A 24,857-nucleotide genomic window follows, 5' to 3' on the forward strand; every position below is an offset into this window, starting at 1 on the left:
TAGCGTCGGGATCGTCCGGGCGAAACATCAAATTCGCCGCAGGGGGCGCGGCAGTATGCCGGGACAGGGTTTTCTGGCAATATGGGCCGTGGCGGAGGATCAAAGATGAAGAAATCAGAAACCGATTTCCAGAAATTCTATTTCGAAAAAGTAGCGACGGGCGAAGGCTGCTGCTGCGCCGAACGCATTATCGATGTGCATGAGTTCGATCGGCTGGCGGGTAGAACCAAACGCAAGCGGCCCGCTTTCCGCCTGCCCCGGCGCTCTGATTTTCGGCGGTTCCTGCAGAAGGCCGGGCTGACCTCGCGCCCCAAAACAGCCTGTGCGCCAAGCCCCCAATCGAGCGAGTCTCAATCCAGGCGCTAGGGTGAGCGTTTCAAATGGCTAAGACACCACGCCGCGATCAATCCGAAGGCCGGAAAAAGCACGGTGCGCCCGATATCCGAGAGACTGGCCTGCCACCGCCAAGTGCCAAGGGACCGCAGATCGTCGAACCGGTCCAAGACCTCCATCGCTATCGCTAGTAACAGGGCCCCGAGAAAGGCCCGCGCAAACTGTTGCAGACGCAAGCCATGTCTGGATGCAAAGACTGCGGTCAGCAAGAACATCAGACCTATCAACACGTGCAAAATGTCCCGATCCACAGGCAGGTATTCTGCAAGCCAAAGCTTGAAGGACTGGTAGGCGGATGACTCCGTTGACATCTGGCCCTCCTGCGCCTCTGTCCTAAGACAGGTCGAGTTTCAGGATAGACTGTTATTCGGACAGGTGCACCGGTTCGCCATGCGGCGTTTCCAGATAGGCGTTTTCCCACGCCCTGCGCATTTGTTCCTGCTCCAAATGCTCCGCTTCACCGCTTTCGGCCAACAAGGCTTCCAGCGTTTCGAGCCAGGCACTGAAGTAATCGGCACCGCCGTTCAATTCCCGCTCAAGCCCGTGTCGTTTCAGCGTCGCCGAGAATCGCGCCGCCCAGTCCGGCCAGTCGAAGCGGCCCGTTTCGTTCAGATGCACGGTCAGCGCAAAAAGCTGGGCATGCCAGGCTTCTTCGAAGACCGGTTCGGGCGCTGCGCTGGTCATACCGGCTCCAGATAGCTTTGCCACAGATCCAGAACCACCTCATCTCCGGGATGTTCCGGCGCGGCCCAGAGCTGATCGGCGTGGAACATGACCGCATAAAGCGGCTCCGGCGCTTCACCCAGACCATGCGCATTGCTGTCCGGCAACACGTGGCTACCGTGCAGGCGCAGGATGTAGCCCTGTGCGCCCTGCGCATAGGCGGGCAATCGTGTATGTCCGCCCTCGACCAGACGGTTTGCGGCAGGGTGCAGGGTGCGCACGGCCTGACCGGCTGCAAAGCGCGGTTCGATCGGGCTGGGCCGGTCCGCCGGACCGCCACTGGCCAGGACACCGGCAACCGCATCGGCGCGCAGGGCCTCGGCGGCCAGCGCATGCAGCTCTGACGCCTCAGCACCGCTGAGATCCGCCTCGCTCAACACCCCGGTTTTTACCAGCAGGTCAGCCAGCGCTGCCAGCCACTTCTCATAATAGGTGAACCGGGCGTAGTCCTTGGGCGAGAGGCATTCGCGCGCGTGACGCGAGACATCAATGTTCCATTTGCCCAGCGATCCGCAGGCCAATGTCACGGCCAGCGCCCGCGCATGCCAGTCTTCGGCAAAAATCGGAGCGCCCTCGGGGTCGGGCATCACCGGGCCGTCGCCAAAACGCCCGCCCATGTCATGCACGCGGGTCATGTCGATCCCTCTGGCGAGCGGGGCAGCCCGGTGCCGATCATGCTGTCGCGGGTGACCAGCGTGGCCAGTGCCTTTTCGGACAGACCCTCGCTGCCCTCGGGCCGCATGGGCAGCACCAGATAGCGAATTTCGGCGGTTGAATCCCAGACCCGCACCGATGTTTCTGGCGGCAATGTCACGCCAAACTCCCCCAGCACCTTGCGCGGTTCGCGCACGGCCCGGGCACGGTAGGCGTCGGATTTATACCAACCCGGCGGAATGCCGAGCAATGGCCACGGGTAACAACTGCACAAGGTGCAAACGACCATGTTGTGCTGGGACGGTGTGTTTTCGACCACCACAATATGTTCGCCTTGACGGCCATAAAACCCCAGGTCGGACACAACGCTGGTGGCATCCTCATGCAGCGCGGCCTTGAAATCTGGATCGCTCCAGGCGCGAGCAACCACCCGCGCGCCGTTCTTGGGACCGATGCGATTCTGGTAGGTGTCGATGATCTCGTCCAGCGCCGCCGGATCGATCAACCCCTTGCGGGTCAGGATCGTCTCAAGCGCCTTGACGCGCAGTGCGGGATCGGGCGGCAGAAGGGCGTGCGGGTGGTCGGAATGGTCATGCGGCATGGAAGGCAGAGTGCGACCCCCGACCCGCCCCTGTCCAGTGCCTTTCTAGTGATGGCGCCTATCAGCGTTTCTGATGGCATTCCTCCCTTGCCCCTGCCCGCAAACTTGCATACATACCGCGCGATACACGGCCCAAGCTGCTCAGGATTTCCGATGGAAAACGTCGTCCTCATCATTCACCTTCTTCTGGCCCTCGGGCTGATTGCCGTTGTGCTGATGCAACGGTCCGAAGGGGGTGGTCTGGGCATGGGCAGCGGCGGTGGCGGCGGCGCGATGACCGGCCGCGCCGCGGCAACGGCTCTGGGCAAGGTGACCTGGGTTCTGGCGATTGCCTTCATCATCACCTCGATCACTCTGACGATCATCGCGGCAAAGAACGCCTCGGGCAGTTCGGTCGTTGACCGGCTGGGCGTGACGGCCCCTGCCTCAAGCGACGAGGGCAGCAGTGATCTGCCCGCAGGCCAGGACCTGCTGCCGCCGGGCATCGGTGATAGTGGCCCGCTGACGCCAACTGCCGACTAATCCACAACACCTTGCCATCGAGGAAAGAACCGCAACAGCATCTTGCGGTTCCCTTGCGCAATGCGCGCGAATCCTTTATTAGTGAAGTCCCGTGATGCAGCGGTTTTTCAGCGGACCGCCGGGCATGCGAATCTTGAATTCTCACGGGGTAGACCAACACTCATGGCGCGTTTCATCTTCATCACGGGCGGGGTCGTTTCCTCGTTGGGCAAGGGTCTTGCATCGGCGGCCTTGGGCGCGCTGCTGCAGGCACGCGGCTTTTCGGTCCGGCTGCGCAAGCTTGACCCCTACCTGAATGTCGATCCCGGCACGATGTCGCCCTTTGAGCATGGGGAGGTCTTCGTGACCGATGACGGGGCCGAGACCGATCTGGACCTAGGCCATTATGAGCGTTTCACCGGGGTCGCTGCGCGCAAGACGGACTCGGTCAGTTCCGGCCGCATCTATTCAAACGTGTTGGAGAAAGAGCGGCGCGGCGATTATCTGGGCAAAACCATTCAGGTCATTCCCCACGTCACAAACGAGATCAAGGACTTCATCGCCATTGGTGAGGATGAGGTCGATTTCATGCTGTGCGAGATCGGCGGCACCGTGGGTGATATCGAAGGGCTGCCGTTTTTTGAGGCCATCCGCCAGTTCAGCCAGGACAAGCCACGCGGCCAGTGCATCTTCATGCATCTGACGCTGCTGCCCTATATCAAGGCCAGCGGCGAGTTGAAAACCAAACCCACCCAGCACTCGGTCAAGGAGTTGCGCTCCATCGGATTGGCGCCCGATATTCTGGTCTGCCGATCCGAAGGGCCGATCCCGGTCAAGGAACGCGAGAAGCTGGCGCTGTTCTGTAACGTGCGGCCCGACAGCGTGATCGCGGCGCAGGACCTCAGCACCATCTATGACGCACCACTCGCCTATCATGCCGAGGGGCTGGATCAGGCGGTTCTGGATGCGTTCCAGATCAGCCCGGCCCCGAAACCCGATCTGGCCAAGTGGGAGGATGTCAGCGACCGCATTCACCATGCCGAAGGTGAGGTGAAGGTGGCCATTGTCGGCAAATACACCCAGTTGGAGGATGCCTATAAGTCGATCGCTGAGGCGCTGACCCATGGCGGTATGGCCAACCGGGTCAAGGTGAAGGTCGAATGGGTCGATGCCGAGGTGTTCGATGGAGAGGACGCTGCCCCGCATCTGGAAGGCTTCCACGCCATCCTCGTGCCCGGCGGTTTTGGCGAGCGCGGTACCGAGGGCAAGATCAAAGCGGCGCAATATGCGCGCGAGAACAACGTGCCCTATCTGGGCATCTGCCTGGGCATGCAGATGGCGGTGATTGAGGCCGCGCGCAACGTTGCCGGAATCGCCAAGGCCGGGTCCGAAGAGTTCGACCACGAGGCGGGTCAAAAACGGTTCGAACCGGTGGTCTATCACCTCAAGGAATGGGTGCAGGGCAATCACAAGGTCGAGCGCAAGGTGGGCGACGACAAGGGCGGCACCATGCGTCTGGGGGCCTATGATGCGGCACTGACCGACGGGTCACTGGTGGCGTCGGTCTATGGCTCAACCGCCATCGAGGAGCGCCATCGCCACCGCTATGAGGTCGACATCAAGTATCGCGACAAGCTGGAAAAGGCGGGGCTGAAGTTTTCCGGCATGTCCCCCGATGGCCGCCTGCCCGAGATCGTCGAATGGTCAGAGCACCCGTGGTTTATCGGCGTGCAGTTCCACCCGGAGCTGAAATCGAAGCCTTTTGAGCCGCACCCGCTTTTTGCCGATTTCGTGCGCGCCGCCAAAGAAAGCTCGCGGCTGGTCTGAGGCGTCCGGGCCGCTCAGCCGCCCCAGGTGTCGCGCAGCACGCGCATCCAGTTCGACCAGCAAATCCGCTCGATCCGGTCGGCAGTGTAGCCATGGCGCTCCATGGCCGCGATCAACGTGGGCAGGTTTTCGGCCCCGTTCAGCCAGAGCGGCGGGGTGCAGCCGTCGAAATCGGACCCCAGCGCCACGCCCTCTTCGCCCAGCGCACCCAGCAGATGGTCAAGATGCGCCATCACCGCCGCCTCGGGGATATCCGGTTTGGGCTGTCCGTCGGAGCGCAGAAAGGTGCTTTCGAAGTTTAGACCGACCACGCCGCCACTCTGCGCGATCAACGCCAATTGCGTGTCAGTCAGGTTGCGGGCATGCGGGCTGACCGCGTGGGCATTGGAATGGGTCGCAACAAGCGGAGCGTTGCTGATCGCCGCCACGTCCCGCACACCCGCCATATTGAGGTGGCTGAGGTCGATCATCACCCGCATCTCGTTACATTTCTCAACCAGCGCATGACCCGCTGCACTCAGGCCCGGCCCGGTATCACCATCGGAGGGGTAGCGGAATGGCACGCCGTGACCGAATCGATTCGGCCTGCTCCAGACCGGACCCAGCGAGCGCAGGCCCAGATCATAGAGTACATCCAGCTCGCGCAAGCTGTCGCTGATCGGTTCAGCCCCTTCTAGATGCAGGATCGCGGCAATCTTGCCCTGCCGTCGCGCGGCCTCGATCTCGGTCACTGAACCACATACATTGAGCGCCCCAAAGCGCTGCAATTCAAGAAAAATATCTGCCTGCATACGAGCCACGCGCCAAGCTGCGTCCTGCGCGATCTCATCGGGGGGGGGCAGGTCATAATCCCCGTCAATGCTGGAGAAATCCATCGCGCCGGGTGAGGCGACCCACATGGCGAAGAACCCGCCTCCGAAGCCGCCCGCAGCGGCGCGTGCGGCATCCAGATGCCCGGACATGCCGGACAGGAAAGTCGCCGCCGCAGGAACGCCCCCTGCATCGAACAGGTCGGTCAGAACGTCATTATGGCCATCAAATATCAACATGATCGCACCCTGTTCGAATTCGCGCGCGGGAACAAGCGGCAGCCCGCGCAATAGGCAACATGTCGATGAATTCGCCCGAGGCGTAGTTCGCGCTTGGCGGCTCGCGTTTTCCGCGATAATTTTCGCCCATGTTGAAAAAGTTCTTCCAGGCGTTTCGCCCGAGCGCGCCCGCGCCCCTGCCTGATCCGGATGCAGAACTGGCACTGGGGGCGCTGCTGGTGCGGGTGGCGCAATCCGACCGGGATTATCAGGTTGAAGAGATCAGCCTGATCGATCGTATTCTGGCCCGGCTCTATCAGCATAACGCGATCGAGGCGGCCAAAGTGCGTGCCACCTGCGAAAAACTGCACGCCGCAGCGCCGGACACCGACACGTTCGGTAAGCTGATCCGCGAAACCACCGGTCTGCAGGAACGGCTCAACGCCATCGAGGCGCTGTGGGAGGTCGTGCTGGCCGATGGCGAGCAGAAGGAAGGCGAGCTCAAGATCGTGGAAGAGGCCCGCATCGCCATGGGGCTGAGCTATAATGACAGCCAGGCCGCGCGCCGCCGCGTGATGGATCGCGTTGCACAGGCCCTTGGCTGATCCGTCTGGCGCTTCTATATCTGTCTCATGTTCAAGGATTTCCTCTCCCGCCTGACCCAGGAGGCGCCCGATCCGCTGGCCGAACCTGACGCCCGTCTGGCCCTGACCGCACTGCTGGTCCGGATCGCCCGTTCCGACAATGACTATGCCGATGCCGAGATTCGCCGTATCGACAAGATCATCGAGGCGCGCTACGGGCTCAGCCCGTTCGAGGCAGCCCATCTGCGCGGTCAGGCGGAAACGCTGGAAGCCGAAGCGCCCGATACGGTGCGCTTTACTCGCGCCATCAAGGAGGCCGTCCCATACGATCACCGCAAAGCCGTGCTGGAAGCGGCCTGGTCGGTGGTCCTGGCCGACGGAGAACGCAGCGAGGAGGAAGATTCGCTGCTGCGGTTGATCGCCAGCCTTTTGGGCGTAAACGATGTCGACTCTGCGGTTGCCCGCCACAAAGCCGCGCGCAGCTAACGCACAAACCCCGCATCTTGGCCGCCTGTTGCTGCGCCCCAGGGCGGTGTAAAAAGCGGCAAATCCGTCTTTCCTCATGCCCAAATCGGCGCTTGTCGGCCCCGATTTTGCGTTTTGCACATTGCATTGCGTCAATTTTTCCGACCTATTACCGGACTAACACTTCACAACATCCGGACCAATCGTGTCAGACAGTACGCCCGTCATCCAGATCAGGAACCTGCATAAGAGTTTTGGACAGCTCGAAGTGCTCAAAGGGGTGGATGTCACAGCGCATCGTGGCGACGTTGTCTCGCTGATCGGATCGTCAGGATCGGGAAAATCCACGCTGCTGCGCTGCTGCAACCTGCTGGAACACAGCCAGGAAGGCGAAATCCTGTTCAAGGATGAGCCGGTGCGCTGGCAGGGGCAAGGGCATCATCGCCACCCTGCCGATCCCAAACAGGTGCTGCGCATTCGCACCAACCTGAGCATGGTGTTCCAGCAGTTCAACCTGTGGGCGCATATGACCATCCTGCAAAACGTGATGGAGGCTCCGGTGACCGTGCTGGGCCGCGACCGGCATGAGGTCGAGGAGAGCGCGCGCAAATACCTGCATAAGGTCGGCATCGGTGACAAATGTGATGTCTACCCAGCACAGCTATCGGGCGGTCAGCAGCAGCGCGCCGCCATCGCGCGCGGTCTGTGCATGGAGCCAGAAGCGCTGTTGTTTGACGAGCCGACCTCGGCGCTTGACCCCGAGCTTGAGCAGGAAGTGATCAAGGTCATCAAGGATCTGGCCACTGAAGGTCGCACGATGATCATCGTCACCCATGACATGAAAATGGCCGCTGATATTTCCAGTCACGTGGTGTTTCTGCATCAGGGGCGGATCGAAGAAGAGGGCAGCCCGGAAAAACTGTTCGGCGCGCCCAAATCCGAACGCTTGCGGGGCTTCCTTTCCGCCACGCAGGCTGCATAAATCAAAACACGACCTAATAAGGGGAGACAATTCATGAAGAAACTGATTCTGACCACGGCCGCACTGGCGCTGAGCGCTGGTATGGCGATGGCCGACACTGTGCGGATGGGCACCGAGGGCGCTTATCCTCCGTATAACTTCATCAACGACGCGGGCGAGGTTGACGGGTTCGAGCGTGAAGTGGGCGACGAGCTGTGCAAGCGCGCCGGGCTGACCTGCGAATGGGTCAAGAACGATTGGGATTCGATCATCCCGAACCTGGTCTCGGGCAACTACGACACCATCATCGCGGGCATGTCGATCACGCCCGAGCGGGATGAGGTCATCGACTTTACCCAAGACTACTTCCCGCCAGCGGCCTCGGCCTATGTTGCTGCAAGCTCGGATGCGGACATCATGGATGTGGTCTCTGCCCAGACCGCGACCCTGCAGGCCGGTTTTGTCGCCGATAGCGGCGCAACCCTGGTTGAATTCGCAACGCCGGAAGAAACCATCGCCGCTGTACGTAACGGCGAAGCCTCGGCGGTGTTTGCCGACAAGGACTTCCTGGTGCCGATCGTAGAGGAATCCAACGGCGAGTTGATGTTCGTCGGTGAAGATGTGGCTCTTGGCGCCGGGATCGGCGTCGGTGTGCGGGAATCAGATGCTGAACTGAAAGGCAAGCTCGACAACGCGATCACCTCGATGAAGGCGGATGGCTCGCTGACCGCGCTGATCAAGAAATGGTTCGGCGACGATGCCATTCATTATGGCGAGGACGGCTCTGTCGTCACCAACTAAGACATTGGTCCCCGGGTTCGGCGCCTTGCGTGCCGGACCCGTCCCGGAGTTTTCCGACAGGTCCACTCCGGTCTTTGAAAGCTGACACATGTTTTCCTACTGCGCCGATCCTGACGCTCTTGGCACGTTTCGCTGGTTTTCCTGCTATCTGACCAATGGCGTGCATATGTCCTTCTACCTGTCCTTCGTGAAGGTGCTGGCGCTGCTGGCGATCACGGCCCCGGTCGCGCTGAGCTTCGGCTTTGCCGGCGCGATGGCGGCGCGGTCACATGTCCCACCGGTCAGTTGGCTGGGCAAAGGCTATATCGCCATCGTGCGCGGCGTGCCCGATATCGCCTTTTTCCTGTTTTTTGTGATTGCGCTGGATCAGGGGTTTGAATGGATGCGCCATCAGATCCTGTGCCCCGACTGGACCGATCCGGTGCGCCAAGGCAATGACTTCCTTGTCTGCTCGAACGCGAAACTGCCCCTGGGCTCTGCCCCGGAATGGGTGCATCAGACTTATAGTTTCTTCCTGGCGGTTATTACGTTCTCGATCGTCTTCGGTGCCTTTGCCGCAAATGTGCTGTATGGTGGCATGCGCGCAGTGCCCCATGCCCAGCTTGAAACCGCCGAGGCGTATGGCATGTCGCGCCGCCAGACCTTCTGGCGGGTGCTGGTGCCGCAGATGTGGGTCTATGCCCTGCCCGGCCTCAGCAATCTGTGGCTGGTGCTGATCAAGGCCACGCCGCTGCTGTTCCTTCTGGGGATCGAAGACATCGTCTATTGGGCCCGCGAGTTGGGCGGCACCAAGACCTCGCGCTTCACCGACTATCCCCATCCTGACTGGCGCATGTGGTATTTCCTGTTCCTGCTGATCTTCTATCTGGGCTTCACCCGGGTGTCCGAGATCGTTCTGGAGAAACTGATGGTGCGGTTATCCCACGGCCAGGCGACCACCGGCGGTGAAGCGCTGCGCAAACAGGTGACGGCATGAAAAGCTGCATCCAGACCATTCAGGATTACGGGCTGCGCTCGATCGGCATTGGCGAGCGACGACTGCCGACCTCGGATTTCACCCTGTGCGAGCAGTTCACGCTGATCGGCTCGGGCATGATGTGGAACATCTATTTCGGGATCTTGGCGCTGATCACCGGTTTCATGCTGGCCACCGCGCTGGCAGTGGGAAAATCCTCGAAGAACCGCCTTATCCGCAAGCCTGCGGAATGGTTCATCTTCCTGTTCCGTGGCTCACCGCTCTTCATCCAGTTCTTCTTTGCCTATTTCCTGTTCCTGTCGCTGAAGAAGTCCTACCCGATGTTTGACGCCTTCACCTCGGCCTGGCTGGGGGCGCTGATCGTCTTGTTCCTGAACACCGCCGCCTATTCGGGAGAGATTTTTTACGGTGCGCTGCGCTCGATTCCCAAGGGCGATGTCGAGGCCGCCGATGCCTATGGCCTAACCGGCTGGGCGCGGTTCCGCCGGGTGATCTGGCCCACCATGCTGCGGCTGGCCTGGCCCGCCTATACGAATGAGGCGATCTTTCTGTTCCAGGCCACCACGCTGGTCTTCTTCTCGGCCTTCCCGGCCTGGCGGCAGGAGGGCGATGCGCTCTATTATGCCAGCTATTTCGCGGATAAGACCTTCAACCCGTTTATCCCCTACCCGATCCTGGCCTTCTACTTCATCCTGTTCACGCTGTTCATCGTCTGGGGGTTCGGGCGGATCAATGCGCGGCTGAACCGGCACCTGCCCCAGGCCCAGAAGAAAAAGCTGCGGCTGCGGATGAATCTGGCGCGCTGAAGGGCCTTCCATGGATTTGACAAACCTGCGCAATTTCCGCGTCGCGACCTGCGATCTTAACGGTCAGATGCGAGGCAAATGGGTGCCCGGCGCCTATGGAACCAAGTTGGAGAGTGGCGCGCTGCGGATGCCGCTCTCGGCGGCGAATGTCGATCTCTGGGGGGCAGATATTGCCGACAGTCCGCTGGTGTTCGAAACCGGTGATGCTGATGGCATCCTGCGCCCCACCGAGCGCGGCGCGGTGCCTGCGCCCTGGGCGCGTGGCGAGACCGGGCTGGTCCCGATGGTGTTGCATAATGAAGATGGCACTCCGTTTGACGGCGACCCGCGCCATGCGCTGGCGCGTGTGCTGGGCGGCTTTGAAGCACGCGGCTGGACGGTCATGGCCGCAACCGAGTTGGAATTCACCCTGGTTGACACCAGCGGTGACAGCTTGCGCCCACCGCTCAACCCGCTGACCGGCCAGCGGCTGGAAAGCCCTGCGGTATTATCTCTGGCCGAGATGGACGGGTTCGAGGGGTTCTTCAACGATCTCTACGACGCCTGCGTAGCGATGGATATTCCGGCGCAGGCGGGAATCTCGGAAAGCGGCATCGGCCAGTTCGAGGTCAACCTGACCCATCAGGACGCGATGCGCTGCGCCGACGATACCTGGCTGTTCAAGACGTTGGCGCGCGGGCTGGCACGCAAACATGGCTTTGCCGCCAGCTTTATGGCCAAACCTTATGCCGAGGATGCGGGCAACGGGATGCATGTGCATTTCTCGGTTCTGGATCGCGATGGGCGCAATATCTTTGATGATGGCAGCGCGGAGGGCACCGACACGCTGCGCCACGCGGTGGCGGGTTGTCTGGCCGCCGCTCCGGCCTCAAGCCTGATCTTCGCACCCCATGGCAATTCCTATGACCGGCTGGTGCCCGGCGCGCATGCGCCCACGGGTCTGTGCTGGGCGTATGAGAACCGCACCGCCGCCATCCGCATTCCCGGCGGTCCCCCTGCCGCGCGCCGGATCGAGCACCGCGTGGCCGGGGCTGATATCAACCCCTACCTGTTGCTCTCGGCCCTGCTGGGTGCGGCGCTGGCCGGGATCGAGGATCAGGCCCCGCCCCCTGTCCCCATCTCCGGCAACGCCTATGAGATTGACGGGTTGCCACAGCTTTGCACCTCGCTTGACGAGGCCGTGACCCGGTTTGAAAGCGACCCGCTTATCGCAGGGATCTTTGCGCCGGATCTGATCCGCAACCTGTGCCTGACCAAACGGCAGGAACTGGCGGGTTTTGCCACGTGCCCGCCCGAAACCCACTGGCGCAGCTACGTGGAATGCGTCTGATCCCTTGCCAGCAAATTGACGCTCCACTACCGTCGGGCCAATCTCAATCGGTGACTTATGAAAATCGGACTACTGCAGGCAGGGCATCTGGCGGATAGCATTGTCAAAACCCATGGCGACTATGACCGGCTCTACCCCGCTCTTCTGAAAAATCAGGGCTTTGACTTTGTCTCTTACCCCGTCGTTGACGGTGTCTTTCCCGATGGGCCCGGCGACGCGGATGGCTGGCTGATCTCCGGCTCGCGGCACGGCGCCTATGAGGATCACGACTGGATAGAGCCACTGGAAGCGCTGATCCGCGACATCCATGATAGTGGCGTGCCGCTTGTCGGCATCTGTTTCGGCCATCAGATCATCGCGCAGGCTATGGGCGGCACGGTCGAGAAATTCGACGGCGGCTGGGCGGTTGGCCCGACGGATTATACAGAGGGTGAGGACACGCTCACCCTGAACGCCTGGCATCAGGATCAGGTCACCAGACGCCCCGATACCGCCCACCTGACCGCCAGCAATGCCTTTTGCGAAAATGCCATGCTGACCTATGGCGACCACATCTGGACCATTCAGGCCCATCCCGAGTTCGAAAACGCGTTCATCCACGATCTGATGGCGGCGCGCGGGCGCGGCATCGTGCCCGACCCGATACTGGATGCCGCCGAGGCGCGGCTGAGCGACCCCATCGACAGTGACGCAATTGCGCAGCGCATCGGCGCCTTTTTCCGAGCGGCGAGGACTTCATGAGCGACTGGATCAACACCCTGCCCGACGCCGCGCGCGCCTATCTGGACGGGCGCAGGCTGGATGAGGTGGAATGCATCATCTCGGACCTGCCCGGCATTGCGCGCGGCAAAGCTGTGCCCGCCTCGAAATTCGTGCGCCAGGACTATTTCCACCTGCCCGACAGCATCTTCTACCAGACCATCACCGGTGACTGGGGTGAAGCGGCAGACGAGGACGGCTTCATCGAAAAAGACATGATCCTGAAGCCGGACATGTCCACCGCCACTGCCGCGCCCTGGACCGGCGACTGGACGTTGCAGGTGATCCACGATGCCTATGACCGTGACGGCAACGCGATCCCGTTCAGCCCGCGCAATGTACTGAAACGCGTGGTCGAATTGTACCACAAGAAGGGCTGGAAACCGGTCGTCGCGCCCGAGATGGAGTTCTTTCTGGTCGCGCGCAATCTCGACCCCGCGCATGAGATTAAGCCGATGATGGGCCGCTCGGGCCGCCCGGCCGCCGCCCGTCAGGCCTATTCGATGACGGCAGTGGACGAGTTCGGGCCGGTGATCGACGACATCTATGATTTCGCCGAGGCGCAGGGCTTTGAAATCGACGGCATCACCCAGGAAGGCGGCGCTGGTCAGCTAGAGATCAACCTGCGCCATGGCAATCCCGTCAAGTTGGCCGATGAGGTGTTCTATTTCAAACGGCTGATCCGCGAGGCTGCGCTGCGCCACGATTGCTTTGCGACCTTCATGGCCAAACCGATTGCGGACGAGCCCGGCTCGGCCATGCATATTCACCACTCGCTGATCGACATGGAGACCGGCAAGAACATCTTTTCCGGGCCTCAGGGCGGCGAGACGGATGCTTTCTATCACTTCATCGCGGGTCTACAGACGCACATGCCCGCCGCCTTGGCGGTTATGGCGCCGTATGTGAATTCCTACCGCCGATATGTCAGGGATCAGGCCGCGCCGATCAATCTGGAATGGGCGCGCGACAACCGCACCACCGGCATTCGCGTGCCACTGTCGGGGCCGGAAAGCCGCCGGGTGGAAAACCGCATAGCGGGGATGGATTGCAACCCTTATCTGGGCATCGCGGCTTCCTTGGCCTGTGGCTATCTGGGCCTGACCCAGCAAGATCGCCCCAGACGCCAGTTTTATGGTGATGCCTATGAGGGTGACGGTGATATCCCGCAGGTCATGGGGCAGGCCCTGGACCTGTTTGATCAGGCCGAGGCGCTGCACAAAGTGCTGGGCCCGGATTTCGCCCGGGTCTATGGCATCATAAAACGCTCGGAATACGAAGAGTTCCTGCAGGTTATTTCGCCCTGGGAGCGCGAGCATCTGCTGCTGAATGTCTGAACCTCCAGACCCTGTGTGACGGATTGGTGAAATTTTGCCACCCTAACGCGAAGCCTCTTGGCAGGTCTGCGCATTAGTTTTATGTTTTCGAAAAGTTAGATTAAGTAAGGCCAAATCTGATGCAGGCTCCCAACGTCCACGAAGCTGAACCCATCCCCGCAGCCGCCCGTGATGCGATCGACGCGCTTTTGCAATCGGGCGACCTGTTTCGCTATACCGCGCCGCAAGACGCGCCGGTCTCTCTGCTTGAGGCGGAATTTGCCCAATTGCTGGGATCGAAATATGCGCTGGCGGTCTCCTCATGTTCCGCCGCATTGTTCCTGTCGCTCAAGGCGCTGGACTTGCCCCGTGATGCATGCGTCCTGATCCCCGGCTTCACCTTTGCTGCCGTCCCCTCTTCCATCGTGCATGCCGATTGCATTCCGATGCTCTGCGAAGTTGGCGAGAACTATCGCATCGACATGGGTGATTTCGAGGCCAAGCTGGACAGCGCGCAGGCGGTCATCATCAGCCATATGCGGGGCCATACCTCGGACATGGATGCGATCATGGCGCTGTGTGAGGCGCGCGACATTCCGGTGATCGAGGACGCAGCCCATTCGCTGGGCACCACATGGCATCGCCGCAATATCGGCACCATCGGCAAGGTCGGCTGTTTCTCGTTCCAATCCTACAAGATGATCAATGCGGGCGAAGGAGGCATCCTGATCACCGATGATGCCGATCTGGTCGCCCGCGCCGTCATCATGTCAGGCGCCTATGAGCATAACTGGCAAAAGCACAAAGGCCCGCATGGCGAAAACACGCCCGATCTGGAACAGGCCTTTGCCCGCTGGCAGAACAAGCTGCCGCTTTATAACCTGCGCATGAGCAACCTCAGCGCCGTGGTGATCCGCCCGCAACTGCCCGAACTGGCGCGGCGGGTGCGCGACGGTCTGGCCAATCACGACTATGTTGCAGCGCAGCTCAACGCCTCGCCCCATATCGACGTGCCTGCACCGCTGGCACCCGAGCAACGCGCGCCGGATTCGATCCAGTTCAATCTGGTGGGGCTGGATGACGGCGAAACCCGCGCCTTTGCCGATGCTGCCGCCGCGCGCGGGGTCAAGGTGCAGGTATTCGGGTTGAGCGAGGACAATGCCCGCGCCTTCTGGAACTGGCAGTTCCTGCCTGAGCAAGTCGAGTTGCCGCAAACCCGCGCCATGCTGATGCGTGCCTGTGATGTGCGACTGCCGGTTAGGCTGACCCGCGACGAGCTTGACCTGATCGCAGGTATCCTGCTGGCCGCGATGGAGGATGCGACCGGCCCGGTGCGCGCCTACGGCACCTGATCGCGGGCACGTTGTAAGCCACGCTCGAACAGTCGACTGTTCAGAAACACACCGCGCGCGCCATCCGGCGTCGCGCTGCCTTGTGACAGGATGCCCACCACTTCCGGCCCATCCGCGCCCTCCACCAGCAAGGGCGCGCCGGAATCGCCCTGCATGATCGGGCAGTCCAGGATCGCAACCTCGCGCAACTGGCGCGGGGCCTGCGGTTCGCAGGGTCCGGCGCGGCTCAGCACATGGGGGCGCAGTCCAGAATATCCGGCCACGTTGAGCGCGGCAACAGCCCGCGCGGGATCAGCGATCGGCAGGCTGCCGAGCTGCTGCCCGATCGGGTCCTCAAGGATCAACACCGCCCAGTCTGCGATTGTCATCGGTGTAAAATCACGGCTCTGCACATCCTGGGCCGGGTCGGTCACATAATCCAGAACCTGCGACACCGCTTGAGCCTCGCCCCGCTGATACCCGGCGACAAAGCGGATGCTGTTGGGCGGTATCCAACGTTTGCGGGCGCCGTTGTATAGGCAATGCGCCGCTGTCAGCACCAGCCGGTCAGCGACCAGAACCCCGGTGCAATGCTGCCGGATATCGGTGCTGGCAAAATTCACCCGGCCGATGGCGCGCCATGGCGCGCTGGCCGCATCCAGCACGGGCCGTTCGCGGATCGGTGCGCAATCCCCTGCCAGATCCGGCCCCAACAGACACAGGTTCTGCGCACCGGCAAATCCGGTCGTGACGGCAAGCGCGCATGCCCCTGCAAGCAGGCGCATCACAGGCATGATCAACTCAGTTTCGAAAGCTTGTCCTGAAGCTCGGCCAGTTGCTTCTTGATCTCGTCCAGATCCTCGCCCGAGGCATCCTCGGGCTCTTCAGCATCATGGGCCGGTCCCGACCAATTGCCCGACAAGCCGCCGGTCATCGCCTTGAGGAACGCCTGCTGCTGCGCCTTGAGCGCGTCAAAGCCGGGAATCTGCGCCATCGGATTCATGGCGTTCATGTTCTGCATCACCTTGGACTGGCTTTCGCGCAGCATGTCAAAGGAGCTTTGCAGGAATTGCGGCATCATCCCGCCACCGGGCAACATGTAGCTGCGCACCAAGTCATTGAGCACATTCACCGGCAGCACATTCTCGCCCCTGCTTTCATGCTCGGCGATGATCTGAAGGAGGTATTGCCGGGTCAAGTCGTCGCCGGACTTGAGATCGACAATCTGAACTTCACGTCCATCGCGGATGAAGCCTGCGATGTCTTCCAGCGTGACATAGTCGCTGGTTTCAGTGTTGTAGAGTCTGCGGCTGGCATACCGCTTGATCAGCAACGGCTTTTCCTGTTCGGCCACCCATATCCCTCCCCGGTATTGATGCGATGCAGCAAAAGACTATGCGAGCGCAGCAGAAAAGGGAAGTGCCCGTCTGAATACAAAAAGGGCAGGCCTTGCGACCTGCCCAGAGAAATTGCACCTAAATGGGAGGAAAGGGCGCAATTTTTCGTTAGCGATTACTTCGCGCCTGCTTTCTTGGCAGCGGCGGTCACGTCGTTGGTCGCTTTTTTGACGGCGGCGGTTGCATCTTCGGTGATGTCTTTGCCAGCAGCCATCAGCAGCTCGACGGTGTCCATCTGTACTTTTTTTGCAACTTCAGCGAAGGCAGCCAGGTTTTCAGCAGCAACTTCGGCCGAGGAGGAGGCGAAGTCGGTTGCGGCTTTGGCGTAGTCGGCCGGCTCTGCCTTGGCTTTGGAATAGTCGCCCAGTTTGGCCAGGGTGTCTTTGGTCCACTTGCTGGAGATCTCTGCCGATTTTTCAGCAGCTTCCAGAGCAACGCCCGACAGCTTTTCGTTCAGGCTTGTGGTGGTTTTGAAGGCATCTTCGAACGCTGCGGTGTCGATCGGGAATGCGCCCATGGTGTCTTTGATGATGGTGGTGAAGTCTTGCGTCTTAGCCATTGTCTCAATCCTAATTGCCGAGTCCGGGCCCACCCCGTTTTCTTCGGCTTGAGACGAATATGGATGCCGCAGCGCAGCATTGCAAGAAATTTCTCGCTGCGCCGCAGAATATTTTTGATTTCCTATGTAAGTCAGACCTTTGCGGAGGCCCTCACATAAGTCCCGGGGGCCGGCGCCAAGGGCTTATGTGTCGAATCACCCGGAGTTCTGGCCGGAACCTGCTTGCCTGATCGCTTCTTCAGCCACGCCTCCCACAAAGGCCACCACGAGCCCTTGTTGTATGTCGCGCCTTTCATCCAGCCCTCATGATCGGGTTTCAGATCGGCATTGGTATGATGGCCGTATTTGTCCTTGCTGGGCGGGTTGACGATACCGGCGATATGACCCGACTCCGAAACCACGAACGTCTTGGACCGCGACCCCATCATCTGCACCCCGCGGTAGCAATCCTTCCAGGCGGCGATGTGATCTGTCTCACAGGTGACTGCCATCAGGGGCACCGTCACATCGCGCACATGCAGTGTGTGTCCCATCATCTCGATACCGGTTGTGGTGAACTCGTTGCGCTGACAGAGGCCGCGCAGATATTCGATCGCCATTCTTGAGGGAAGGTTCGCACCGTCCCCGTTCCAATAGAGCAGGTCAAAGGCCGGTGGGGTCTCGCCCATCATGTAGTTGCGGATGGCCGGCCCATAGATCAGATCGCGTGACCGCAGGTAGGAAAAGGTGCGCGCCATGATGAAGGATCGCAACACGCCCTGCTTGTTGACCTCTTCTTCGATGGCATCGATGAAATCATCTTGCAGAAATGGTGTGAATTCCCCCTGATCCGAGAAATCCGTCAGCGCGGTAAAGAAGGTTGCCGATTTGATCGAATTATCGCCGCGCTGTTTGAGCAATGACAGCGTCAGGCTGAGCGTCGTGCCCGCGATACAATAGCCAACCGCATTCACCTGCTTAACACCGCAGACCTCTTTGACGGTCTCGATCGCGGTCAGGAAACCATCCTGAATATAGTCTTCCATTCCAACATCGGCATGCGAGCGGTTCGGATTGACCCAACTGACCACAAACAACGTATAGCCCTGCTCGGTCACCCATTTGATCAGACTGTTCTGCGCCTTGAGATCGAGGATGTAGAATTTGTTGATCCAGGGCGGAAACAGGACGATGGGGGTTTCATGCACGGTCTCGGTGGCCGGAGCATATTGGATCAGTTCCATCATCCGGTTGCGATAGACCACCTCTCCTGGCGTCGTCGCGATGTTCCCGCCCAGCTCAAACGCCGACTCATCGGCCAGCCGCACGGTGAGCTCGCCACCATTGGCCTCCAGGTCGGAGACCAGGTTTTCCAGCCCGCGGATCAGCGACTCGCCCTCGGTCTCGACCGCCTTCTCCAGCGCGTCCGGGTTGGTGGGCAGGAAATTGGTCGGCGCCATCAGATCAATGATCTGCTGAGCGAAGTAGTTCAATCGACGGTTTTGGATGACGTCTGTATCCTCGACCGCAGAAACCGCCGCCTCAATCGTCTTGGCGGTGGTCAGATATTGTTGTTTGACCAACCGGAAATAGGGATTGGTTTTCCACATAGGATTGGAAAACCGGCGGTCGGCGGGCTCATCATCGTCATCCCTAGCCTCACCGGTCAACAACGCCTGCTGGGCTTCGGCAAAGTTCAGAACGGATTTGCCCCAGAACTCAATCTGATGTTCCAGGATCATCGAGGGATTATGCAACGCCTCGGACATATAGCTTGTTGCTGCCTTTGCGAAAACTTCTTGATTCGGCCCATCCAGTGCAGGATTATGTCCAGACTTATTGGACATTGCCTCGAGTAACCTTTTCGACAGGCTCTCTACCTTCTCCAGATTTTTCTTCAACTTATCAAAGCTTTCTTGCGAAATCTCTGAAGGCAGGTCTTCGCTTGTTGTCATTTTAAGGAATTCCTCATAGTCTCGCTGCTGTGCAGAATAATGTTCAGCTCGGGACAACGCAGATCAAAGCGCTGCCTCGTGCATAAGCCATAGCACAAGAGGGATAGATCATGCGATACATGATGACCTACGACCTGATGGAGACCATCAGGAATACCAACCAGTGGTTGGGTGCCACAGCCCGGTCGATGGCCTCCTATCCTGTGTTTGCGATGGCCCCGAACCCTTTGTTCAGCTGGGTGGCCGCCTGGGGCGAAGTGACCGAGCGCACCTATAAACGCATGATCGTGAAACCCGACTGGGGCATCCGGACTTTTACCTGCGAGGATGGCAAGGATCATCTGGTCGAGATCGAAACGGTTGTCGAACGCCCCTTTGGCGATCTTATCCACTTCAAGGTGAACGGTCGCAAAACGCAACCGCGCAAAGTGCTTCTGGTCGCGCCGATGTCCGGCCATTACGCAACGCTGTTGCGCTCGACCGTGAAGAGCCTGTTGGTGAATTGCGAAGTCTATATCACCGACTGGCATAACGCGCGCGACATCCCGGTTTCGGCGGGAAAGTTCGACATCGAGGATTACACGCTCTACCTGGTGGATTTCATGCGCGAGCTGGGGCCTGACACCCATGTTGTCGCCGTCTGCCAGCCCGCCCCGCTGACCCTGGCCGCAACCGCCTATCTGGCCGAGCAGGACCCCAAGGCGCAACCCTCGTCACTTACGCTGATCGGTGGTCCGGTAGACCCCGATGCCACCCCCACCGACGTGACCGATTTCGGTCGCCGCGTCACCATGGGCCAACTCGAAGAGACGATGATCCAGAGGGTTGGCTTCAAATACAAGGGCGTTGGCCGACTGGTCTATCCCGGCCTGTTGCAGCTTGCCTCGTTCATGTCGATGAACGGGGACCGTCACACCCAGGCCTTCGTCGATCAGATTCAGCGTGTCGTGCGCAACGAGGCCTCTGATCATGACGCCCATAACCGCTTTTATGATGAATATCTGGCGGTGATGGACATGCCTGCCGAATTCTACCTGTCGACGGTTGAGCGCATCTTCAAGAACCGCGAGATTGCACGCAATGAATTTGTCGTTGCAGGGCGCAAGGTGGATATGAGCAAGATCACCGACGTGGCGGTCAAAACGGTCGAAGGGGCGCAGGACGACATTTCCGCACCGGGCCAATGTATCGCCGCGCTTGATCTTTGCACCGGTCTACCCGCAAGCAAAAAGGCCAGCCATGTGGAACCCGGCGCCGGCCATTACGGCATTTTTGCAGGCCGCAGCTGGCGCGACAATATCCGCCCGCTGGTCATCGATTTCATGAATGCCAACAGCAAGGGCGGCCCGGCGCGCAAAGCGGCCAATACAAACGCCGCCTGATATCGCTTCGCTCCGGCCCCGCGCCCGGCCGTCAGGCCGGGTTGTGAGGGAGTGCCAGCCACTCGCGCAGCGCTTCAGTGGTTAAGGTCGGCGTCTCCAGCATCGGGAAGTGCCCGGCATCCTCCAGAATGCGCAGCGTGGCCGTCGGGATCAATTCGGACATGAACACGTGCCGTTTCACCGGGGTCAGGGTGTCCTGCGCGCCGCAGAGCACCAGCGTGGGCACCGATATCTTGCGCAGGGTCGCCTGCTGATCGGGACGGCGTTGCAGCGCGCGCATCTGACGTACAAACACCTCGGGCCCCTGACGGGCGCTCATGGCTTGGATGAACTCATATATCTCGGCGCGGATGGGTCCTTCCGCCAGTACCTCCGGTGGCAGCGCCTCGCGCATCACGACATCCAGACGTCCGCTGCGGGCGCCGACAATCAAGGGTTCGCGGGCGGCGGCGATCTGCGGCGTGTCGGCGAAACTGTCAGTCGAGATCAGGCAGAGCCGCGCAACCCGGTCGGGCGCGCGGCGATAAATCTCCATCGCGATGATCGCGCCCATACTGTGCCCGGCCAGCGCAAAGCGATGCGGCAATTGATCCAGCAGGTCCGAGGCGATCTGCTCGACGCGTTCGCCCATCGATGTGGGGGCGACGGTGACCGCGCGATCAGAGGACAGATCCAGAAACTGCGCGCTGAACACCCGTGCGTCACACATCAGACCGGTCAGAAACACCAGCGGTTCAGTCACGCTGCACATTCCCGTATTGGTCAGAAACTTCCACCCTGCCCTCTTTTCGTTGCTTGAGCGCAAGATGCGGATTTTCCCACCCATCGGCAAGCCCGTCTAAGGCAGGGTCAGCCCCCGAAAAGGCGGAAAATCGCCATAGCGGGCACGCCGCTCCGCTGGTGTTTCATCGGGTTGCGCACCGGGGCGCAGCAGGCAGCCGCGCGGGGCAATATAGCTGTCGATCCGGCGCTGCGGCTGCGGTCGCCAGACCAGGTTGAAGGCGCAGAGCTTGGGGAAGAACCAAATCTCGGAATAATCAAGATGATCATGCATCCACCAGGCCAGATCGCGCCAGTCGCGGCCCTTGGCGTAGTGGTCGGCAAACCACGGGATCACGATCGACGCCCCCGCCACACGGGCCTCACCCGTGGCGATATCCCAGATATGACATTCCAGCGGATTGTCATTGCGGGCGCAGTTCAGCTTGTTCTCGTTCCCGAACCGGTTCAGCCCCGGCGCGCGATAGCCGGATCGGATCGCGACGCGGCCAAAGGTTTCCTCCAGCGGGTCCAGCAGGGTCTCACAGAATGCGCGGCCCGTCTCGATGGCCAGGTCCGGGTTTTCGGGGATGTTCTGGATTTGGTGGAAATTACCGATCTCGGAATAGAGAAACTCGCGCATGTAGAAATGTTTCGACAGGCGCACGCGGCCCAGCGTCTCAAGGCTCCACATGCTGCGGGGCTGACGCATCAGCCGTAGCCGTTCCAGCGAAACTCGCCATTTGGACCCAGCGCAGAAAAGGGGTTATGGGCCACTTCCCAGACCGTTCCTTCGGGCGCGCGGAAATAGCCGTGATGGCCGCCCCAGAACACATCGCTGGCGGGCTTCAGGATCGCGGCCCCGGCGGCCTCGGCTGCGGTCAGTAACTCGGACACCTGCTCTTTTGCGGCACAATTGTAACTGAGCGTGGTGGCACCCTGCCCCAAGTCATCTGCACCACATCCAATATCCTCGGCCAGCTTGTCCAGCGGATAGAGCCCCAGCACCTGACCGATCAGATCAAAGGCGATCACGCCATCGGGCGTCTCGACCCGCTGCCAGCCCAGCGCTTCGTAGAATCGGGCCGAGCCCTCCATATCCTTGGTGCCGACCGTGATCAGGCTGACGCGCTGGTCCATCATTCCACTCCGTTTGCCTGCAGCCAAGTCAGGATCGCAGCAACCGCCGCGTCCGTCTGACCCGGCGACATGATATCGCCTGCAATGACATGGGCGTAGGGATCGTCCCCTTGGCCCATCGTCACCGTCTGGATCGTCGCTGGTCCGCTCCAGCGGTCCGCCACCTCTCGCGTTCGGTCTGGCCGCACGACACGATCCTCATCCGAAAACAAGAACAATACGGGAACATTAGCCTGCGAGATATCCAGAGTCACCACTTTTTTGACCAGCGCCGCCATCGACAGAACCGGCGGCCAGCCATAGGAGGTGGTCCAGTACTTTTTCTGACCTGCATTGCGCGGCTCGAAACTGCGCTCCTCTCCCATGAGCAAGGGCAGCCAATACCGGGCCGCCGGCAGCGTCAGGACCCATGCCATCGGGTCGTTGATCCCGAAATTGGGCGACACCAGCACCATCGCGGCGATGTCCTGATCAAGGTCGGGGTCAAGCGCCGCAGCCGCAGCAAGCGTCGCCCCGGTCGAGGTTGCGATCACCACCACCTTGTCGCCAGTCGCGCGCGCTGCCGCCAGCCCTTCGGCGGCATCCTGCATCCAGGCGGTGGCGTTGCCCTCCGCAAACGCCGCGCTGCCGCGGCCATGCCCGCGCAGGCGGGTATAGACCAGATTGGCACCCAGCGCCTCGGCCACACGATCCGGCACCGGGCGGATTTCTTCGGAGGTGGCAGAGAAGCCATGCAGGTAGAGCACTGAATAAGGCGTCCGCTGCTCTTTGAAGCTAGGCTGCCAGATCACCCGTTTTTCGGTGCCCTCGGTAATGTCATCGAAGCGGGATTCCACTGCTTCGAAATAGACCTGCACGCCTTCCCCGAATTTGCGCGGGTCAAAGCGGGCCTTGAGATCGACCTGCTCATACGGTCCGAAAACCCAGAGCAGCCCGCCAGCCACCAGCAAAACCAACAAAACGCGCCCCAGAAACCTTCCGAAGGCGCGCATCATCCCTCCTTCAGGACGTCAAGCACCGCCTGCTCGATCATCCCAAGGCACGGCCCGTCCGAGAACCGGTGATCGGAGTCCTTCACAAGCGTCAGCCGCATATCGTCACATGTCGCGTGATCCAGCAGGCGCAGTGCCGTTTCGGTCGAGACCGCTGTATCAGCTGTGCCCTGCAAGCATCTGACAGAAAACGGCAATTCCAAAGGCCCGCGCAGCACCAACCGCTCGCGGCCATCCTCGATCATCCGTTTGGTGATGATATAGGGCTCCATGTAATCCGAGGGCAGTTCCACCTGCCCGACCTCTTCAAGCGCCTGTTTCTGCGCGTCGGTGAACGAGGCCCAGTAGCCGTCTTCGGTGAAATCCGGCGCGGCGGCGATGGTGACCATCCCCGCGATCCGCTCCGGCATCGCTCGTGCCAGTAGCAAGGCCTGCCAGCCGCCCATCGAGGAGCCGACCACAATGATCGGCCCGTCCGTCAGCGCCTGCACCGCCGCGACGGTATCTTCATGCCAATCGCCGATGCAGCCCTCTTCGAATGTGCCAGAGCTTTCGCCATGCCCGGAATAGTCGAACCGCAGATAGGCGCGCCCCTGCGCCTGTGCCCATGCCTCAAGATGCACCGCCTTGGTGCCCTCCATGTCGGATTTCAGCCCGCCCAGAAACACGATGCAGGGCCCGCGCCCCTCGCTTCGGTGATAGGCGATCCGCCGCCCCCGCGCGGTGTCCAGATACTGCATCCCTGCCTCCTTGTTTGTGGCGATCATGCAAGCGCTGTCGCGCCACCGCAATTGCAGATTTTTACGTTACCATATTGTCACGTGACTAAAAAGTAACGTATAAGTGATTCCCATGGAAGCGATCTTCAAGGCCCTTGCCGACCCGGCCCGCCTGACCCTGATGGACAGCCTGCGCCAGAAGGACGGGCAAAGCCTGAGCGAGCTGGAAGCCCAGCTCGACATGAGTCGGTTCGGGGTGATGAAACATCTCAAGCTGCTCGAAGACGCCTCCCTCATCGTCACCCGCAAGAAGGGGCGGTTTAAATATCACTACCTGAACGCCCTGCCCCTGCAGGAGGCAATAGACCGGTGGATCGAGCCGTATCGCGCCAAACCTGCGGCGCGCGGCCTGCTTGATCTGAAAGCGAAACTCGAAGGAGCTGCCCCAATGAGTGAGGCCCCAAAACCCGATTTCATGATGGCCACGTTCATCCGTTGCACACAGGGTGCGCTGTGGTCGGCACTGACCGACCCGCAAGAGGTCATCCAGTACCATTTCATGGCCAAATCCGCCGAAGGCACGCTGAAAGTCGGTGGTTCGACAACCTACCGCATCGAAGGGGGCATGCCGATGCTGACCATCGACGTGACCGAGGCGCGGCCGAAAACCTATCTCGATATGCTTTTCAAACCCTGCTGGGAGGGGGACGGCATGCCCACGTCGCGCTGCGTCTATCTGATCGAACCACAGGGGGACCATTGCAAGCTCACGGTCGAGCATTACGACATCCCGCCGGGACAGGAGGGTGTTGCCGATGGCTGGTACCGGATGATCGCGGGGCTCAAGACCTGGCTAGAAACCGGCAAGGCGCATCGCTTTGCCATGGCGGCAACCGGCTGAGGCCCGCCCCCTCCGGCG

Annotated in this window: 29 protein-coding genes; 15 read left to right on the top strand and 14 right to left on the bottom strand. The window is 60.8% G+C overall.

All coding sequences use genetic code 11. From position 1 onward, the window contains the following. Window positions 1-105 precede the first annotated feature (105 nt). Window positions 106-366, top strand: a complete 261-nt coding sequence (locus tag Q5Y75_RS06260; RefSeq protein WP_306195380.1) for a hypothetical protein — start codon at window positions 106-108, stop codon at window positions 364-366. Here the strand turns inward: Q5Y75_RS06260 and Q5Y75_RS06265 are convergent. From Q5Y75_RS06265 to nthA, 4 genes are read right to left on the bottom strand one after another with little or no spacing between them, the layout of a single operon-like run. Beyond that, window positions 363-704 carry a hypothetical protein gene (locus tag Q5Y75_RS06265; protein ID WP_306195383.1) on the bottom strand — a complete coding sequence of 114 codons (342 nt, stop codon included), beginning with the start codon at window positions 702-704 and terminating at the stop codon, window positions 363-365. The two genes, Q5Y75_RS06260 and Q5Y75_RS06265, sit on opposite strands and share 4 nt — an antisense overlap. Window positions 705-756: 52 nt before the next feature. Further along, a complete protein-coding gene (locus Q5Y75_RS06270) occupies window positions 757-1,077 on the bottom strand; it encodes a nitrile hydratase accessory protein (protein ID WP_306195384.1) in 321 nt (106 codons plus the stop codon). Continuing rightward, window positions 1,074-1,751 (bottom strand): nitrile hydratase subunit beta, encoded by a 678-nt coding sequence (gene nthB / locus Q5Y75_RS06275; RefSeq protein ID WP_306195387.1) that lies wholly within the window; start codon window positions 1,749-1,751, stop codon window positions 1,074-1,076. The genes Q5Y75_RS06270 and nthB overlap by 4 nt, the downstream gene beginning before the upstream one ends. Continuing rightward, window positions 1,748-2,371 (bottom strand): nitrile hydratase subunit alpha, encoded by a 624-nt coding sequence (gene nthA / locus Q5Y75_RS06280; RefSeq protein WP_306195389.1) that lies wholly within the window; start codon window positions 2,369-2,371, stop codon window positions 1,748-1,750. Before nthA ends, nthB begins: the two co-directional genes overlap by 4 nt. A gap of 153 nt (window positions 2,372-2,524) precedes the next feature. Here nthA and secG point away from each other — a divergent pair, with 153 nt between their 5' ends. Together secG and pyrG are read left to right on the top strand one after the other, a co-directional pair. Beyond that, window positions 2,525-2,893, top strand: a complete 369-nt coding sequence (gene secG, locus Q5Y75_RS06285; protein ID WP_306195390.1) for a preprotein translocase subunit SecG — start codon at window positions 2,525-2,527, stop codon at window positions 2,891-2,893. Between the two features lie 162 nt (window positions 2,894-3,055). After that, complete coding sequence (pyrG, locus tag Q5Y75_RS06290) at window positions 3,056-4,699, top strand: CTP synthase (RefSeq protein WP_306195392.1); 1,644 nt, start codon at window positions 3,056-3,058, stop codon at window positions 4,697-4,699. Window positions 4,700-4,713: 14 nt separating this feature from the next. On the opposite strand, the gene Q5Y75_RS06295 is transcribed toward pyrG, so the two are convergent. Further along, window positions 4,714-5,748 (bottom strand): dipeptidase, encoded by a 1,035-nt coding sequence (locus Q5Y75_RS06295; protein ID WP_306195394.1) that lies wholly within the window; start codon window positions 5,746-5,748, stop codon window positions 4,714-4,716. A gap of 128 nt (window positions 5,749-5,876) precedes the next feature. Between Q5Y75_RS06295 and Q5Y75_RS06300 the strand changes: the two genes are divergently transcribed. From Q5Y75_RS06300 to Q5Y75_RS06345, 10 genes are all read left to right on the top strand, one after another. Continuing rightward, window positions 5,877-6,332 (top strand): tellurite resistance TerB family protein, encoded by a 456-nt coding sequence (locus Q5Y75_RS06300; protein ID WP_306195396.1) that lies wholly within the window; start codon window positions 5,877-5,879, stop codon window positions 6,330-6,332. Between the two features lie 27 nt (window positions 6,333-6,359). Beyond that, a complete protein-coding gene (locus Q5Y75_RS06305) occupies window positions 6,360-6,797 on the top strand; it encodes a tellurite resistance TerB family protein (protein ID WP_306195398.1) in 438 nt (145 codons plus the stop codon). Between the two features lie 184 nt (window positions 6,798-6,981). Continuing rightward, complete coding sequence (locus Q5Y75_RS06310; RefSeq protein ID WP_306195400.1) at window positions 6,982-7,758, top strand: ABC transporter ATP-binding protein; 777 nt, start codon at window positions 6,982-6,984, stop codon at window positions 7,756-7,758. Between the two features lie 33 nt (window positions 7,759-7,791). Continuing rightward, complete coding sequence (locus Q5Y75_RS06315; RefSeq protein WP_306195402.1) at window positions 7,792-8,538, top strand: transporter substrate-binding domain-containing protein; 747 nt, start codon at window positions 7,792-7,794, stop codon at window positions 8,536-8,538. A gap of 88 nt (window positions 8,539-8,626) precedes the next feature. Further along, the gene (locus Q5Y75_RS06320) at window positions 8,627-9,514 is read left to right on the top strand and encodes an ABC transporter permease (protein ID WP_306195405.1); all 888 of its coding nucleotides are present in this window, start codon (window positions 8,627-8,629) and stop codon (window positions 9,512-9,514) included. Continuing rightward, window positions 9,511-10,320 carry an ABC transporter permease gene (locus Q5Y75_RS06325; RefSeq protein ID WP_306195407.1) on the top strand — a complete coding sequence of 270 codons (810 nt, stop codon included), beginning with the start codon at window positions 9,511-9,513 and terminating at the stop codon, window positions 10,318-10,320. Before Q5Y75_RS06320 ends, Q5Y75_RS06325 begins: the two co-directional genes overlap by 4 nt. 10 nt (window positions 10,321-10,330) lie before the next feature. Beyond that, window positions 10,331-11,650, top strand: coding sequence for a glutamine synthetase family protein (locus tag Q5Y75_RS06330; RefSeq protein WP_306195409.1), 1,320 nt, complete (start codon window positions 10,331-10,333; stop codon window positions 11,648-11,650). A 57-nt stretch (window positions 11,651-11,707) separates the two neighbouring features. Continuing rightward, window positions 11,708-12,391 (top strand): type 1 glutamine amidotransferase, encoded by a 684-nt coding sequence (locus tag Q5Y75_RS06335; RefSeq protein WP_306195411.1) that lies wholly within the window; start codon window positions 11,708-11,710, stop codon window positions 12,389-12,391. Beyond that, window positions 12,388-13,746 (top strand): glutamine synthetase family protein, encoded by a 1,359-nt coding sequence (locus tag Q5Y75_RS06340; protein ID WP_306195413.1) that lies wholly within the window; start codon window positions 12,388-12,390, stop codon window positions 13,744-13,746. The genes Q5Y75_RS06335 and Q5Y75_RS06340 overlap by 4 nt, the downstream gene beginning before the upstream one ends. Window positions 13,747-13,862: 116 nt before the next feature. Then, window positions 13,863-15,077, top strand: a complete 1,215-nt coding sequence (locus tag Q5Y75_RS06345; RefSeq protein WP_306195712.1) for a DegT/DnrJ/EryC1/StrS family aminotransferase — start codon at window positions 13,863-13,865, stop codon at window positions 15,075-15,077. Here the strand turns inward: Q5Y75_RS06345 and Q5Y75_RS06350 are convergent. The 4 genes from Q5Y75_RS06350 to phaC form a co-directional block, all read right to left on the bottom strand. Next, a complete protein-coding gene (locus tag Q5Y75_RS06350; RefSeq protein ID WP_306195416.1) occupies window positions 15,065-15,850 on the bottom strand; it encodes a trypsin-like serine peptidase in 786 nt (261 codons plus the stop codon). The two genes, Q5Y75_RS06345 and Q5Y75_RS06350, sit on opposite strands and share 13 nt — an antisense overlap. A gap of 2 nt (window positions 15,851-15,852) precedes the next feature. Continuing rightward, a complete protein-coding gene (gene phaR, locus Q5Y75_RS06355; RefSeq protein ID WP_306195418.1) occupies window positions 15,853-16,410 on the bottom strand; it encodes a polyhydroxyalkanoate synthesis repressor PhaR in 558 nt (185 codons plus the stop codon). A gap of 158 nt (window positions 16,411-16,568) precedes the next feature. Continuing rightward, a complete protein-coding gene (locus Q5Y75_RS06360) occupies window positions 16,569-17,012 on the bottom strand; it encodes a phasin family protein (RefSeq protein ID WP_306195420.1) in 444 nt (147 codons plus the stop codon). Window positions 17,013-17,143: 131 nt separating this feature from the next. Then, window positions 17,144-18,946 (bottom strand): class I poly(R)-hydroxyalkanoic acid synthase, encoded by a 1,803-nt coding sequence (phaC, locus tag Q5Y75_RS06365; RefSeq protein ID WP_306195422.1) that lies wholly within the window; start codon window positions 18,944-18,946, stop codon window positions 17,144-17,146. Between the two features lie 110 nt (window positions 18,947-19,056). Between phaC and phaZ the strand changes: the two genes are divergently transcribed. Next, window positions 19,057-20,328: a polyhydroxyalkanoate depolymerase gene (gene phaZ, locus Q5Y75_RS06370; RefSeq protein ID WP_306195424.1), complete on the top strand. Its 1,272-nt coding sequence runs from the start codon at window positions 19,057-19,059 to the stop codon at window positions 20,326-20,328. Between the two features lie 31 nt (window positions 20,329-20,359). On the opposite strand, the gene Q5Y75_RS06375 is transcribed toward phaZ, so the two are convergent. The 5 genes from Q5Y75_RS06375 to Q5Y75_RS06395 form a co-directional block, all read right to left on the bottom strand. Next, a complete protein-coding gene (locus Q5Y75_RS06375; RefSeq protein WP_306195426.1) occupies window positions 20,360-21,070 on the bottom strand; it encodes an alpha/beta fold hydrolase in 711 nt (236 codons plus the stop codon). A 96-nt stretch (window positions 21,071-21,166) separates the two neighbouring features. Further along, complete coding sequence (locus tag Q5Y75_RS06380) at window positions 21,167-21,781, bottom strand: hypothetical protein (protein ID WP_306195714.1); 615 nt, start codon at window positions 21,779-21,781, stop codon at window positions 21,167-21,169. Window positions 21,782-21,798: 17 nt separating this feature from the next. Then, window positions 21,799-22,227 (bottom strand): VOC family protein, encoded by a 429-nt coding sequence (locus Q5Y75_RS06385; RefSeq protein ID WP_306195428.1) that lies wholly within the window; start codon window positions 22,225-22,227, stop codon window positions 21,799-21,801. Beyond that, complete coding sequence (locus Q5Y75_RS06390) at window positions 22,227-23,219, bottom strand: alpha/beta hydrolase (protein ID WP_306195430.1); 993 nt, start codon at window positions 23,217-23,219, stop codon at window positions 22,227-22,229. The genes Q5Y75_RS06385 and Q5Y75_RS06390 overlap by 1 nt, the downstream gene beginning before the upstream one ends. Further along, window positions 23,219-23,959, bottom strand: coding sequence for an alpha/beta hydrolase (locus Q5Y75_RS06395; RefSeq protein ID WP_306195432.1), 741 nt, complete (start codon window positions 23,957-23,959; stop codon window positions 23,219-23,221). The genes Q5Y75_RS06390 and Q5Y75_RS06395 overlap by 1 nt, the downstream gene beginning before the upstream one ends. A gap of 112 nt (window positions 23,960-24,071) precedes the next feature. On the opposite strand from Q5Y75_RS06395, the gene Q5Y75_RS06400 reads away from it, so the two are divergent. Continuing rightward, window positions 24,072-24,839 carry an ArsR/SmtB family transcription factor gene (locus Q5Y75_RS06400; protein WP_306195434.1) on the top strand — a complete coding sequence of 256 codons (768 nt, stop codon included), beginning with the start codon at window positions 24,072-24,074 and terminating at the stop codon, window positions 24,837-24,839. The last annotated feature ends 18 nt before the right edge of the window (window positions 24,840-24,857 follow it).

The sequence above is a fragment of the Ruegeria discodermiae genome (assembly GCF_030758345.1).
Taxonomy (GTDB): domain Bacteria; phylum Pseudomonadota; class Alphaproteobacteria; order Rhodobacterales; family Rhodobacteraceae; genus Ruegeria_C.